This window comes from Acidisoma sp. (genome assembly GCF_035492295.1).
Classification (GTDB): domain Bacteria; phylum Pseudomonadota; class Alphaproteobacteria; order Acetobacterales; family Acetobacteraceae; genus Acidisoma.
This window is the reverse complement of record NZ_DATJJK010000251.1, coordinates 18,021-32,000: the sequence shown is the minus strand read 5'-3', so window position 1 is coordinate 32,000 and position 13,980 is coordinate 18,021. Positions and strand designations below refer to the sequence as shown.

Annotated in this window: 14 protein-coding genes; 3 read left to right on the top strand and 11 right to left on the bottom strand. The window is 66.0% G+C overall.

Annotated features, from left to right (window positions below; all coding sequences use genetic code 11):
- Window positions 1-575 (bottom strand): cysteine hydrolase (locus VL752_RS18950; RefSeq protein WP_325357629.1); only part of this gene is annotated, 575 nt, incomplete at its 3' end.
- A 192-nt stretch (window positions 576-767) separates the two neighbouring features.
- Here VL752_RS18950 and VL752_RS18945 point away from each other — a divergent pair.
- On the top strand, window positions 768-2,390 hold the full coding sequence (locus tag VL752_RS18945) for an ABC-F family ATP-binding cassette domain-containing protein (RefSeq protein ID WP_325357633.1): 1,623 nt from the start codon (window positions 768-770) through the stop codon (window positions 2,388-2,390).
- 10 nt (window positions 2,391-2,400) lie between these two features.
- Here the strand turns inward: VL752_RS18945 and VL752_RS18940 are convergent, their stop codons facing one another.
- The 6 genes from VL752_RS18940 to VL752_RS18915 form a co-directional block, all read right to left on the bottom strand.
- The gene (locus VL752_RS18940) at window positions 2,401-3,015 is read right to left on the bottom strand and encodes a phosphoribosyltransferase family protein (RefSeq protein WP_325357627.1); all 615 of its coding nucleotides are present in this window, start codon (window positions 3,013-3,015) and stop codon (window positions 2,401-2,403) included.
- Window positions 3,012-3,947, bottom strand: a complete 936-nt coding sequence (locus VL752_RS18935) for a sugar kinase (protein WP_325357625.1) — start codon at window positions 3,945-3,947, stop codon at window positions 3,012-3,014. The genes VL752_RS18940 and VL752_RS18935 overlap by 4 nt, the downstream gene beginning before the upstream one ends.
- A gap of 156 nt (window positions 3,948-4,103) precedes the next feature.
- The gene (locus tag VL752_RS18930) at window positions 4,104-4,730 is read right to left on the bottom strand and encodes a bifunctional 4-hydroxy-2-oxoglutarate aldolase/2-dehydro-3-deoxy-phosphogluconate aldolase (protein WP_325357623.1); all 627 of its coding nucleotides are present in this window, start codon (window positions 4,728-4,730) and stop codon (window positions 4,104-4,106) included.
- 31 nt (window positions 4,731-4,761) lie between these two features.
- Window positions 4,762-6,201 carry a pyridoxal phosphate-dependent decarboxylase family protein gene (locus VL752_RS18925; protein WP_325357631.1) on the bottom strand — a complete coding sequence of 480 codons (1,440 nt, stop codon included), beginning with the start codon at window positions 6,199-6,201 and terminating at the stop codon, window positions 4,762-4,764.
- Window positions 6,202-6,312: 111 nt separating this feature from the next.
- Window positions 6,313-6,513 carry a hypothetical protein gene (locus VL752_RS18920; protein ID WP_325357621.1) on the bottom strand — a complete coding sequence of 67 codons (201 nt, stop codon included), beginning with the start codon at window positions 6,511-6,513 and terminating at the stop codon, window positions 6,313-6,315.
- A gap of 136 nt (window positions 6,514-6,649) precedes the next feature.
- Window positions 6,650-7,162: a DUF3429 domain-containing protein gene (locus VL752_RS18915; protein ID WP_325357619.1), complete on the bottom strand. Its 513-nt coding sequence runs from the start codon at window positions 7,160-7,162 to the stop codon at window positions 6,650-6,652.
- A 136-nt stretch (window positions 7,163-7,298) separates the two neighbouring features.
- On the opposite strand from VL752_RS18915, the gene VL752_RS18910 reads away from it, so the two are divergent.
- Together VL752_RS18910 and VL752_RS18905 are read left to right on the top strand one after the other, a co-directional pair.
- On the top strand, window positions 7,299-8,672 hold the full coding sequence (locus VL752_RS18910) for a hemolysin family protein (RefSeq protein WP_325357617.1): 1,374 nt from the start codon (window positions 7,299-7,301) through the stop codon (window positions 8,670-8,672).
- The gene (locus VL752_RS18905; RefSeq protein WP_325357615.1) at window positions 8,669-9,418 is read left to right on the top strand and encodes an alpha/beta hydrolase; all 750 of its coding nucleotides are present in this window, start codon (window positions 8,669-8,671) and stop codon (window positions 9,416-9,418) included. The genes VL752_RS18910 and VL752_RS18905 overlap by 4 nt, the downstream gene beginning before the upstream one ends.
- Window positions 9,419-9,460: 42 nt before the next feature.
- On the opposite strand, the gene VL752_RS18900 is transcribed toward VL752_RS18905, so the two are convergent.
- The 4 genes from VL752_RS18900 to VL752_RS18885 form a co-directional block, all read right to left on the bottom strand.
- On the bottom strand, window positions 9,461-9,688 hold the full coding sequence (locus VL752_RS18900; protein WP_325357614.1) for a hypothetical protein: 228 nt from the start codon (window positions 9,686-9,688) through the stop codon (window positions 9,461-9,463).
- Window positions 9,689-9,767: 79 nt separating this feature from the next.
- Window positions 9,768-11,225: an efflux transporter outer membrane subunit gene (locus VL752_RS18895; protein ID WP_325357612.1), complete on the bottom strand. Its 1,458-nt coding sequence runs from the start codon at window positions 11,223-11,225 to the stop codon at window positions 9,768-9,770.
- Entirely contained in the window at window positions 11,222-12,823 is a 1,602-nt protein-coding gene (locus tag VL752_RS18890; RefSeq protein WP_325357610.1) for an MFS transporter, read from the bottom strand. Before VL752_RS18890 ends, VL752_RS18895 begins: the two co-directional genes overlap by 4 nt.
- Entirely contained in the window at window positions 12,820-13,914 is a 1,095-nt protein-coding gene (locus VL752_RS18885) for an HlyD family secretion protein (protein WP_325357608.1), read from the bottom strand. Before VL752_RS18885 ends, VL752_RS18890 begins: the two co-directional genes overlap by 4 nt.
- Window positions 13,915-13,980 lie beyond the last annotated feature (66 nt).

The window sequence follows — 13,980 nt, the reverse complement described above, 5'->3', positions numbered from 1 at the left end:
TCATGCGTCATCGGGCGGGAGAACATCGGGTAGTTCTTTTCCACCGCAAACCGCTGTTCCTCGTCGCTGAGCGTCGCCGTGCAATCCGTGAGGGTGACGACGTCGAAGCCCTTCTCGTAGCCGGTACGCATCGTCGATTCGACGCAGCAATTGGTCAAAAATCCGCCCAGCGCGATGGTCTTGATGCCGCGCGCGCGCAGGATGAAGTCGAGATTGGTGCTGGCGAAGGCATCGAGCCCGCGCTTGCCTTCGATCACGATATCCGGCTCGTCCGGTGTCAGCACGTCCACCATCTCGGCGCCCCAGCTGCCTTTGCGGAAGGCCTTGCTGTCGACGACGCCTTTGAGGATGCCGTAGGGCGCCGGGCTCAGCTCATGGTAATCGGGCGCGAAGGAAATCGGCGAATAGACGATCAGCGCCCCACTGTCCCGCGCCTGCTTCACGAGGGAGACGGTATGGCCGAGCATGCCGGTGCTCTGCATCACCGGTTTGACGGCCTCATGCAGCGCCCCGCCTTCGCTGGTGAAATCGTTCTGGTATTCGATCAGGACAATGGCGGTGGTTTCCGGGGACATCGAACGGCTCCTGTTTCTGATTGTCGTTTTCGGGAAGATCCCAGGCGCAAGCGTCGGCGGCAAGCATAGTCCTTTCCAAGGGCATGCGGAACATCGCTGGCGCCGTGCCGGTAGCCCCGGTTTCCCCGCGCGCCGTCCTGCGCTAGACCCTCGGCGACCGCCCGAATGCCGCCCGAGGATACCGAAGACCCGATGATCCGCCTGGACAATATCAGCAAGCAGAACGGCCAGCGCCTGGTCTTCATCGAGGCCTCCGCCGCGCTGCAGAAGGGCGAGAAGATCGGTCTCGTCGGCCCCAATGGCGCCGGCAAGACGACGCTTTTCCGCATCATCACGCGCGAGGAGGAGCCGGACGAGGGGCAGGTGCTCATCGAGCGTGGCGTCACCATCGGCTTCTTCAGCCAGGATGTGGGCGAGATGGCAGGGCGTTCGGCAGTGGCCGAGGTGATGGACGGGGCCGGGGACGTCAGTACCGTTGCCGCCGAACTCGCCGAACTTGAGGCCGCCATGGCGGACCCTGAGCGCTATGATGAGCTGGACGCGATCCTGGAGCGGTTCGGCACCGTGCAGGCCCGCTTCGAGGAGCTGGGCGGCTATGCGCTCGATTCCAAGGCGCGGGAGGTTCTGCACGGCCTCGGCTTCTCCCAGGAGATGATGGACGGCGATGTCGGAAAGCTTTCCGGGGGCTGGAAGATGCGCGTAGCGCTCGGCCGCATCCTGCTGATGCGCCCAGACGTGATGCTGCTCGACGAGCCCTCCAACCATCTCGACCTTGAAAGCCTGATCTGGCTGGAGCAGTTCCTGCGCGGCTATGACGGCGCCCTGCTGATGACCTCGCATGACCGCGCCTTCATGAACCGCGTCATCAACAAGGTGGCCGAGATCGACGGCGGCAGCCTCACCGTCTATTCCGGCGACTATGAATTCTACGAGCAGCAGCGCGCGCTGAACGAGAAGCAGCAGCAGGCGCAGTTCGAGCGGCAGCAAGCAATGCTGGCGAAGGAGGTCGCCTTCATCGACCGCTTCAAGGCCCGCGCGTCCCACGCGGCCCAGGTGCAGAGCCGCATCAAGAAGCTCGACAAGATTGACCGCGTGGAACCGCCCAAGCGCCGCCAGGCGCTTTCCTTCGATTTCGCCCCACCGCCGCGCTCGGGCGAGGACGTCGCGAATCTCAAGGCCGTTCACAAGAGCTATGGCAGTCGCCGGATCTATAAGGGGCTGGATCTGATGATCCGCCGCAAGGAACGTTGCTGCGTGCTGGGCGTGAACGGCGCGGGCAAATCGACGCTTCTGAAGCTCGTTGCAGGATCAACGGAGCCGGATGCTGGCCAGGTCACCATCGGCGCCAGTGTGAAAATGGGCTATTTCGCCCAGCATGCGATGGACCTGCTGGATGGCGAGGCCACCATTTTCGAAACGCTGGAAGGCGCCTTTCCCCGCGCCAATCAGGGCCAGTTGCGGGCGCTGGCGGGCGGCTTCGGCTTTTCGGGCGACGAGATCGAGAAGCGCTGCCGCGTGCTCTCAGGCGGGGAGAAGGCGCGGCTGGTGATGGCGCTGATGCTCTTCGAACCGCCGAATTTCCTGGTGCTGGACGAGCCGACCAACCATCTGGATATCGCGACCAAGGAGATGCTGATCCGGGCGCTGGCGGATTACGAAGGCACCATGCTCTTCGTCTCCCATGACCGGCATTTTCTGGCCGCCCTGTCGAACCGTGTGCTGGAGCTGACGCCCGAGGGCGTTCACTACTATGACGGCGGCTATGCCGAATACGTCGCCAGCACGGGCCAGGAGGCGCCCGGCCTGCACATGTGAGGACCCGTCCTCAGAGCGTCTCGGGAATCGGCACGGCCGCGCCGTTTTCGATGCGGAAAACCGGGATGTGAGCCAGGCCCTGCACCAGTCCGGCATCTTCTCCGAGTGCCGCCTTCCAATCATGACCCTCGGTCAGGATCACGCCGATGCCGACGATCTCGGCGCCGGCGCGACGGAGCAGGCGCAGAACTGCAGCGAGGCTCGATCCGGTCGATGCCACGTCATCCACCACGAAAACCCGGCGGCCTTCCAGCAGCGGCACCGAGCGGCGGTCCAGCATCAGATTCTGCACCCCGTGCGAGGTGACGGATTTCACGCTTTCCTTCAGTGCATCCGCGAGATGGATTTTCGGTGACTTCTGGAGGATGACGTAGTCGTCCAGGCCCAGCGCGCGGCTCACTTCCATCGCGACGGGTATCCCGAGCGTCGCCGCACCCACCACGATATCCGGCGAGAGCGGGCGCGCGATGTCGGCGAGAGCGGCACCCGCACGGCTGCCGAAGGCGATCCCTTGATCGATCACCATCAGCAGAGCGATGGCGACCGTCTCATTCAGCGCGACGATCGGCAGTTTCGTCTCGACGCCGCCGATGGCGATCGGGTGATGGTCGGGTGTGATGCTCATCGGTTGCGCATCGCCATGGCGGCCCAGATCTCCGGGGTACGGGGGATCGGCGCGATAGCGCCATAACCCGTGGTTGAAATGGCAGCGGCGGCGGCGCCGTAATGGGCCGCATCCTCCGGCGTGTCGCCCAGCAGCAGCCGTGCCATCGTGGCACCGCAGAAGGTATCCCCGGCACCCGTCGCGTCCACCGCCGCGACCGGGAAGGGCGGGATGCGGAGCCGCATCTCGGGCGTTCCGAGATAGACCCCTTTCACACCCATCTTGAGCAGGACGAGGCCGGGGCCGAGGGCGAGATAGAAATCGAGCACCGCATCGGGGTCGCTGAGGCCGGTCAGTGCCAGGGCATCATCCATGCCAGGCATCGCGATATCGGCCTCGCCGATGGCGGCATGGATCAAGGCGGCGGCCCGGCGCGGTGCCCAGAGGGACGGCCGGTAGTTGGTGTCGAGGGCGATGGCGACGCCATTCTGGCGGGCGATCGCGAAGGCATGGAAGACGGCATCCGCGGCACTCGCCGAAATTGCGAGGGAGATGCCGCTCGCGAAGACGATCCGTGCGGCGGCGATGGTCTTTTCCGGGATGTCGGCGGGCGCCAGCGTCGTCGCTGCGGAGCCGCTGCGGAGATAGCTGAAGCTGTGGCCTTCCGGCCCGTGATTCACGAAATAGAGCCCTGTCGGATGGCTGTCGGAACGGCGGATATGGCTGGCATCCACGCCCTCCTCGGCCCAGAGGGCGATCAACGCCTCGCCGGCCGGGTCCCGGCCCACCGCTGAGACATAGGCCGTTTTGATGCCCTGCCGCGCGGCGGCGACGGCGACATTGGCGGTGTCGCCCCCGAAACCCTGTTGATACAGGATGCGGCCGTCGGGAAGCTGAGGCTGCTGGTTGAATTCCAGCATCGGCTCTCCGATGCAGACGAGGTCGGCCGCCATCCTGTTCGTCTCCTCCTAGCGTGTGACTGTGTCAAATTGAAGCGATTCCGCTTCTATATGACACGTGAGGCACACGCTAAACCATTGATAAGGGTCTGTTTCACGGATCAGATGGCTCGCGCCCGCGATCCATCTCAGCCGATCAGACCCTGAGGCTCAGGCCCTGACGAGAATCTGCTGCGCGATCGCGCTGACCGCCGCACGGTCGCCGGCGGCAACCAGGGTCTCGTCCACCAGTTTGCCGCCCATGCCCACGAAGGCGGCGCCTGCCGCAAGATAGGCTTCGAGATTGCCGGGGTCGACACCGCCCGTCGGGCAGAAAGTGACGCCGGGGAAAACGCTCGCCAGCGCTTTCACATGGCTCGGCCCGCCCGCCGAGGCGGCGGGGAAAACCTTCACGACATCCGCACCCGCGCGGAGCGCGGCGCGAACCTCGGTGGGCGTGGTGGCACCCGACATCAACACGGCGCTCGCTGCGCGGCAGGGCGCGACGAGATCGGGATCGACCCAGGGGGAAACGACAAAGCGGGCTCCGGCGCGGAGGCAGGTTTCCGCCGTCGCCGCGTCCGGCACCGTGCCGGCACCGACGAGGAGCGCCGGGTCGGAAGAGAGTTCGCGAATGAGGGCCGGCGCATCGGGGATCGTCATGGTGATTTCGAAAATGCGTAAGCCCGCATCATAGAGCCAGCGTACCGCGGTGGCGGCATGGGTGGCGCTTTTCATACGCACCACGGGCACGACGCGCGCCGCCTTGAGTTGCCCGATCAGGGGATGTTCGCTCATAGCCATGTCCTATCCTTCGCGTCGGGTGATCTTAGCCCGCTTTTCGAACCAGCGCGCGCCCTGCTTCCAGCACGGCCGCGACCAGCGCGTCGGCATCCTCCGGCCGGCTGCGATGATTGACGAAGGCGGCGCGGATGGCGAGCCTGCCGCCGATGCGCGTGGTGGAGGGGGCGGCCAGCCCGGCTTCCTGGATATCGGCCACGATCTCGGCATTCAGCTGGTCAGCCTCGCTTTCTTCCGCCCGGTAGCGGAAGCAGACGATGTTGAGCGGCACCGGGGCGAGCAATTCCAGTGCAGGCTCTGCCGCGATGCGGGCCGCGAGGTGGCGCGCGACGGCACATGAATTCTCCGCGACCGCGCCGAGCCGAGCGGCACCGAAGACCTGCAGGGCGAACCAGATCTTGAGCGCGCGGAAGCCGCGGGAGAGGTCGGGGCCGAGATCGGCGGGCCATGGCGCATTGGTGGCGAGCCCGCGCGTGGCGGCGGTGAGATAGGCCGCATTGGTCGCGAAGGTCGCGATCTGGTCTGCCTGGTTCCGCACCAGAATGCAGCCGGCGTCATAGGGCGCCTGCGCCCATTTGTGGAAGTCGAAGGCGATGGAGCGGGCGCGCTCCATGCCTGCGACGTGGGGCGCGAGTGCCGGGGAGAGAGCCGCGAGCGCGCCGAAAGCGCCATCAACATGGAACCAGAGGCCTTCGGTCTCCGCGATATCGGCGGTGGCCGCGAGGTCATCGAAAGCACCGACATCGACCGAGCCCGCCGTGCCGACAACAAGGAAGGGTGTAGCGCCCGCCGCACGATCCGAGGCAATCGCCGCACGGAGCGCGCTGATATCCATGCGGTGATCCGTCCCCACGGGAATGCGGCGGAGCGCATCGCTGCCGAGACCGGCCATATCCATGGCGTCCGGCACGCAGCGATGCACGGTTTGGGAGGCGTAGGCCGTGAGGCGCGCGGCCCCGACGCCGGACTTGCGGCTCTCCGGACCAAGGGCGGCCTGCCGCGCCAGAAGCACGGCAATAAAATTGGCCATGGAACTGCCGGTGACGAGCAACCCGCCCGCGCTCTCCGGCAGGCCGAAGGCCTGGGCCGCCCAGGCGATGACCTGGCGTTCCGCCTCGATCGGCGCATGGTCCCGTCCGCCCAGATTGGCGTTCAGCCCGCCTGCCAGCATCTCGGCCAGCATCCCGAGCGGCGTGCCGCCGCCATGGACCCAGCCCATGAAGCGGGGATGGGTATTGCCGGTGCTGTAAGGGAGGATGGTGTCGCGGAACCGTTCGTAGACCGCGGCTGGATCGGCACCTGAGACGGGAAGCGGCGCATGAAAGCCGGCGCGGGTTTCAGGGGGCAGGGGCTGCCAGACCGGCTGGCTGCGGAGATCCCTCAGATGATCCAGCATATCGTCGAGCATCCGGTGGCCCAGATGCCTGAGTTCGTCCCAGTTTTCGGGGTCGAGATCGGCCTGAGCCATGACCGGATCGCGGTCGGGGATATCGTTCAAGGTGCTGCCCTCGCAATGGGGAAGCACGGTGAGAAGACGTTGGCCGTGCCTACGTCAAGCGGGCACGGAAAAAAGCTTGGCTCAGCAGCGGCCGCCCCAGGCACCGACCCACTGCTGGTCGCGGTGAAGGCCGCCGATGTCGAGGCCGCCACGGCCGAAAGTCTCGAACCCGCCAAAGCCTGTCTGCGGTTCCCAATCGCGGTCCCGATCCTCGGCCGCCGGAGCAGGGGTCTGCGCCTTGGGGGCCTTGGACGTCGTCGTGGAGGACCAGAAGAACATCATCTTGCTCCGATTCCGTCGTGATCGTGGCCCAATTAAGACATATTTGCGCCATAATCGCCACAAGAACGGTCCCGGTGCCGCGATCACATTTTACGACCCAGCGGGGCACCTCATAAAATCGTTGTCTGTCAGTCTATTAGAAGATGATGCGGCCGCCGCTCAGTCGCAGGACGAGCGTTGTGACAAGGAGAGCCACAACGATGACGGTGAGAATCCAGCGCAGCCAGAGGTAGCGGGCCGGCACCCAGCCGCGGCGATAGCCGTCATGCTCCGCCACATTCGTTGCGAGGAATCCCGCAATGAGGATGCACAGCGCGATGGCGGGCGAGGGCAGGAGCAGGTCCACGAGCAGCGTCACCCAACCGAGGAGCGCCGGCAGTACGCCAAGCAGAAGGCGGGGCTTGTGCGCCGGGTCCCGGCTGGTGGGCAGCGGAGCGAGGCCCGCGAGGGAGGCGGGCGGCTCGACCAGCGCGAAGCCCCAGTGCACCCCGCCCAGGAAGGCGAGAATCACCGCGCCATAGGTGATGAGGGCGGTCAGTGCCCGGCCATCCGCGGGGCTCTGCCAGGCCGAGGCCAGGTAGGCGGTGATCAGGAAGGGTAAGAGGCCAAGCAGGCCGAGCAACAGAGCCAGGGGCGAGGGCGCGCGCATCGACATCCAATCCTTGATGAGGGATCTCCGCTGCTCCGGACCCCCCGGGGAGCCAGGAGCGACCGGATACTGTAGGAAGATCGGGTGGAGCAGGTCGTCTGCACCTGCTTTAACATGGATTGTGCGGGCCCATTGGGTGCCCGCGCCAGCGGAGGTGCTTCAGGGCGTGGAGATCGGGCTCGAACTCATCGGCATACTGGTGTTGATTCTCATCAACGGCCTGTTTGCCTGCAGCGAATTGGCGCTGATCTCGGCCCGGCGGGCGCGGCTTGCGGTGCTCGAGCGCAAGGGTGTGGCGGGGGCGTCCGTCGCGCGGCGCCTGGCGGAGAACCCCCACGTCTTTCTGCCTACCGTGCAGGTTGGCATCACCGTTGTCAGCGTCGTCACCGGCATGTTCAGCGGCGAGCGCATCACCGGCGATGTCGAGGGGGCGCTGGAGCATCTGGGCGTTCCAGGCGGTTTCGCCCATGCCATCGCCTTCTTCCTCACCGTGGTCCTGGTTACCTTCCTCACCATGGTCCTGGGCGAGTTGGTCCCGAAGCAGCTGGCGCTGAGACGGCCGGAAATCGTCGCTGCACGGGCCGCGCCGATGCTGATCGTCATCGCGCGCATCACGAAACCCGCGATCTGGCTGCTCAGCAAGACCTCGGCCGGCATCCTGCTGCTCTTCGGCATTTCCGGCAGCCGCCCCGAAGTGCCGAGTGAAGAGGAACTGCGCGCGCTGCTCGCCGAAAGCACCCAGTCCGGCGTGCTCGAAAGCGAGGAGAAGCTCATGATCGAGCGAATCCTGCGTCTTGCAGACAAGCCGGTGCGCGCCATCATGACGCCGCGCACAGAAATCGCCTGGATCGACCGCAACGCACCGGCCGAGGAGGTGATCACGAAGCTGCGGTCCAGCCAGCATACCCGCTTCGTGGTGGGGGACGGCTCGGTCGACAATGCGATCGGCATCGTTCAGGCCAAGGGGCTGCTGGATCAGCTGCTGGGTGGCGGCAGGCTCAGCCTGGATGCGGCGATTCTGCAGCCGATGATCGTGCCGGATGCGATCACGGCGCTCGATGCCTTCGAACGGCTGAAGGGCGATGCCAATGGCATGGCCTTCGTGATCGACGAATACGGCAGTATCGAGGGTCTCATCACCGCCGCAGACATGCTGGAGGCGATCGTGGGCGAGATCGATGAGAACATCGCCGAGCATGGCGGCGGCGAGGTCGGCAAGACCGAGGAGACGAGCTTTCAACTCGACGGGCTGATGCCGCTCGACGAGCTCATGGAAAAGCTTTCGATCAGTGAGGTGCCCTCGCGCGGCACCTATCACACCGCGGGCGGCCTGGTGCTGGCGCTGCTGCGCCGGGTGCCGCAGGTCGGCGACCGGATTGCCTTCGGCGGCTGGCGCTTCGAAGTGCTGGCCATGGACGGACGGCGCGTCGACCGGTTGAGCGCCGAGCGCGAGGACGCATCATCCGACGGTGGCGCGCCTGAGGAAGGGGATCGGGAGAAGGCTGAATGACGGAAGAGACCGGGCGACTCAAGCGGGCCGACGGTGTGGAACTGGCGTGGAAACGACAGGCGGGTCAGCGCCCGACGATCGTTTTCCTACCCGGCTTCAAAAGCGACATGGAGGGTAGCAAGGCGGTGTTTCTCGCCACGTGGGCGGCCAAATGCGGCCAGGCCGTGCTGCGGCTCGATTATTCCGGCCATGGGGTAAGCGGCGGTCGCTTCGAGGACGGGACCATCGGCCTCTGGACCCAGGACGCGCTTTCCGTGATCGACGCATTGACCGAGGGTCCGCTCCTCCTCGTCGGCTCCTCCATGGGCGGCTGGATCGGCCTGAATATCGCGCTGGCCCGGCCGGACCGGGTCATGGCCTATGTCGGCATCGCCGCCGCGCCCGATTTCACCGAAACGCTGATGTGGAACAGCATGCCGGAGGCGGCGCGTTCCGACCTCATGGAGAAAGGGGTGATCTATGCGCCTAGCCAGTATGACGCGCCGCTGCCCATTACGCGCGCGCTGATCGAGGATGGACGCCGTCACCTGCTGATGGGCGCGGCCATTCCGCTCGCCTGTCCGGTGCGCCTGCTGCAGGGACAGCAGGACGAGGACGTGCCCTGGAAGACTGCACTCGCCCTCGCGGACAGGATTGCCGGCCAGGATGTGCGTGTGACGCTGATCAAGGACGGCGACCACCGGCTCTCCCGGCCTGCCGACCTCGCGCTACTGCAGAAGACGGTTGAGGCGCTTCTGCCGGCGTGACGGTGAACAGGGGCAGCCGGCCCCCTGCCGCCCCTGGGTGCCTCAGCCTTCTCCGCCGCCGACATAGTTCATGTCCATCGCGATCTGCGGCCGGCGCAGCAGCTCGAAGCCCGAGAGGTGGAGATAGTCGACCAGCCGTTCAGCGGTGATGCGGGCGAGTTGCTCATCCTTGCGGCGGCGGCCGCGGGCGCCGGGCCAGCTCCGCAGCACGAAGGCGAGTTCCTGGACGACTTCCTGGTCTTCGGCGGGACGCAGCGAAGGATCAAGCATGACGTGCACCTCGTTGTGAGAACGACGTCAGGCTAGCGAATAAAACGGGAACAATGCAAGAACATTTTCTGAATGATCCTTAATGTGAGGCATTGGACGCCCCGTGCCGCGGATGGGCCTCCGGCCTCTCCCAGCCCCCGCCGAGCGCCTTGAACAGCGCGATCTGATCCTGGATCAGGGCGGCGTCCGAAGCCGCGACCGCCTGATCGGCCGCGACCTTGGTCTGTTCCGTCGTCAGCAGGTCGAGATGGCTGATGCCGCCGGCCGTGAACTGATCCCGCGCCATGCCGAGCGCCTGCCCGGCTTCGCTCGCGGCCGCGGCGAGGGCCGCGTGATGGTCGAGTTCGGCGCGATAGGCGGCCAGCGCCTGCGCCGTTTCCTTGAGTGCCGTCAGCACCGTCGCGTCGTATTGCGCGAGCGCGCCACGCGCGGCGGCCCGGCTCTGCGCGAGGCGGGCGAGCGGCCCCGCGAGATTCGGAAAACTCCAGCTGATGGCGGGGCCGAGACCCCAGGCGAGGCCCGAATTCGACCCGAGCAGGGTAATCTGGTTGCTGGCCCCGCCATAAAAGCCATTAAGCGTGACACGGGGAAACAGATCAGCCTTGGCAACGCCGATTTCGGCCAGAGCCGTGGCAAGCTTGCGGTCTGCCTCGCGGATGTCCGGCCGGCGTTGCAGCAGGGCCGCGCCGTCGCCCACCGGCACGGCCTCGGTCAATTGCGGTGGTGTTGTGCAATCAAGAACCTTGCGTGGGGCGCGGGCCGGGGTGCGGCCGAGAAGAGCTGTGAGTTCGAGGAGTGCCGCTTCACGCTGGCCCTCGAGCGGGGGCAGGATTGCCTTCACCTGCGCGACCAGTGTCTTTGAACGGACAACGTCAAAATCAGTTCCCGCCCCTGCCGCCCGGCGGTTCTCGACAATGCGCAGCTCCTCCTGCACGACGCCGAGCGAATGCCGAGCTACCGCAAGCTGCTCGCCGAGCGCGCAGACCGAGCCATAGGCGCGCGCCGTTTCGGCCGCGATGGTCACGCGCAGCCCGTCCCGTGCGGCGGCCACGGCTTCGGCATTGTCCCGCGCTGCCTCTACCGAACGGCGAACATGGCCGAAGAGATCGAGCTCGTAGGAAACGTCGAAGGTAGCGTCGAATAGCCAGCTGTCCTGCGGTTCATGGCCTTCGGTTTCAAGAATGGTGTCGAGCGTCGGATTTCGCCCGTAGGTGGCGCTGCCCTCGGTTGCCGTCTGCGGCAGTTGCAGCGCCCGGGCACCCTCGAAGATTGCGCGCGCTGCCGCCAGATTGGCTTCGGCGACCTTCAGCTCGTCATTGACGGCGAAGGCCTGTTCGACGAGATCGTTGAGGCGCGGATCGTCGTAGAGCCGCCACCAGCCGGGCGGCAGGGGCTGGGCGCTTGCGGTCTTCCCGTCCGAGCCCGTGAGCGGCGCGGTTGATCCCACGGGCGGTGCGGGCGGACGGTAATCGGGGCCAAGAGTGCAGGCGGCAAGGGAGGCCGTCAGAAGGAGCACCGACGCGCGCGCGGGGCTCATCCGGCCGAGCCTTTGCGGAAGAGGGGACGATGCGAGGCCGGGGTTCGTGGCGGTCTCGGCAGCAGCACGATCATGACGAAAAGGCCGAACGCCGCACAGGCGGCGACTGCGACGAAGGCATCGATCGTCGCCTGCGTCGTTGCCATCAGCCGAACGATCCGCGCCAGAAGCTCAGGCGCCGCCGCCGGCTGCCCGCCGTGCTGCTGAATGATATGGCCGTAGAACGCCAGACGTTCGTCGACATTCTGGGCGCCCGCACGCAGGTGCTGCCCGATCAGGTTCGAGGCGCGTTGCTCCCGCACCCGGGCCGTGGTTGCGACCAGGGCTTGGCCGAGCTCGCCGCCGAACAGCCGGGCGATCTGCAGCATGGCGCCGAAGGACAGCGCATCCTGCGGCCGGAGGTTGAGCACGCCGTTGAAGACGATGCCCGAGAGCGCGAAGCTTTGGCCCACGGCCTGCAGAAGCTGGGAAAGGAGAAACTGGTCCGATCCCCAGACTGGCGTAATCGTATAGGCAACCATCAGGCAGGCGCCCCCGACGAGGCAAAGTCCGAGGGACGCGAGGATGCGCGGATCGGCGCGGCGCAGCATCAGGGCCGCGACCGGACAGATGACGAGTTGCGGGATCGCAATCCAGATCAGCGTGTCGCCCACCTGAAGCGCCCGGAAGCCGCGAACGCCGCCGAGGAAATAGGGGATGAGAAAGGCGGTCGAAAGAATGGTGAGGCGCAAGAGCGCGATCATCAGCAGGAGATAGGGCATCGGCCGGCCGATCACGACGCGGAAGTCGAGCCACGGGAAGGTGGTGGTCTTCTCGTGGATGACGAAGGCGACGAGCATGAAAATCCCGGCGAGGCCAAGGCCCCAGATCAGTCCCGAGCTTGTCCAGTCGAGCCGGTTGCCCTGGTCAAGGGCGGCGTAGAGCAGAGCGAGACCGAGGCCGCAGGAGAGCAGGCCGTAAGGATCGCGGTGCATGGCGGCCGGTGCCGGTGGCTGATAGCGCACGCCGAAATGCAAGCAGCAGGCCATGCCGAGGGCCAGTGGCACGTTTTGCCAGAAGATCCAATGCCAGGAGAGGTGATCGACATACCAGCCCTCGAGCGAGGCCGAGATATTGAGCGAGAGTTCGAGGTTGAGCGCATAGAGCACGATGCCGTAAGCCCAGAGCCTGAGCGGCATGTTGCGCAGGATGTAGCTCAGCGTCAGCGGAATGAAGCAGCCCGAGCCGAGGCCGCCGACGAACATCAGAACCAGCATCGTCGGCAGGTTTTGGGAAAAGGGAATGAGCGCCGATGTCAGTGCGAAGGAGATGGCGGCGACAATGAGGATCCGCCGCGGCCCGTAGAGGCTGCCGACCCAGACGGCAAAGGGCGTGATCAACATCTGCGCGACGGTGAAGGCTGTGGTGATCCAGGCGCCTTCGTCATAAGCCGCATGGATCGCGCCCTGGACGTCGGCAAGGCCGAAGGTCGAGAGGCGTCCGGTGAGCGTCGAGATGAAGGTGCCGAGCAGAACAGCGACAAGGCCGAGCCAGGGGATCGGCATTTCGGCCGGCGGTGCGGGTGCGGGCGACGCGACGGTTAGGGCGCCGTCGCTCATGGCATGGCCAGCGTCGAATGCGTATCGATCGACGGGATCGCCGACATGCCCGCGCGGAGCTTGTCGGCCAGTCCGTCTGCGTCGGTGATCGCGATCTTCACCGTGATGCGCTGGACGATCTTGGTGAAATTGCCGGTGGCATTGTCCGGCGGCAGCAGGGCGAGTTCGGAGCCCGAGGCGGGCGAGATCGCCACCACCCTGCCGCGCAGAACATGGTCCGGAAAGCTGTCGACGGTGACGGTCGCCTCATCGCCGACCGCGACATGGGTGAGCTGGGTTTCCTTGTAATTGGCGCTCACCCATACGAGCGGCAGTTCCGCGAGCGTCGTGATCTGCGTGCCGGGTGCGACATATTGCCCCGGCAGCACCTGCCGCTTGCCGATCACCCCTGCCGTGGGCGCGGTAATGCGGGTATAGCCGAGATTGATTTCCGCAAGACGGAGAGCAGCCCTTTGCGCGGCAAGCGTCGCTTCCGCCTGGCGCTCCTGCACATCCAGCAACTTGATCTCTTGGGCGACCGCGTCCGCCTGTGCCTGATTCTGCTGCCGCTGGGCGATCAATTCCGCATTGGTGGTGGAAATCTTCTCCGTGTCGGCCTGCGAGGCGGAGCCGGAACGAAACAGCCGGCGCTGGCGGGCGACGTCCCGGCCGCTCTGCGCGAGATTGGCATCCGTCGCCGCGACCACGGCGCGCGCCGCCGCCAGATTGGCTTCCAGCAGCGGGCGCCGCGCTGCAAGTTCGGCGATCGCGGCTTCGGCGCCCGACACCTCGGCCTCTGCCTGGGCCACCCGCGCGCGGTAGTCGCTGTCGACGATTTCGGCGATCACCTGCCCGGCGACGACCGTCGCGTAATCCTGCACGGGGACGCGGCTGACATAGCCAGATACCTGGGCCGCGAGCGGCGTCAGGTTCGTCTGCAGATAGGCGTCGGTCGTGCTTTGGTAGCGCTCCTCGCCTTGCCAGACATTCCATTGCGTGAAGAAGACGTAGATGATTGCGGCCGCAACCAGAAAGGAAAGCAGTCTTAGCAGGTGGCCGATGAAGCCGGACAGGCGGGATTTCTTCGGTGGCGAATCATCGGGCGGCGCCAAAGATACCACATCTCCCTCAGGGCGGTGCTCAGGGCAGGATCGTTTGCCCCACGGATCGGCTCTCTT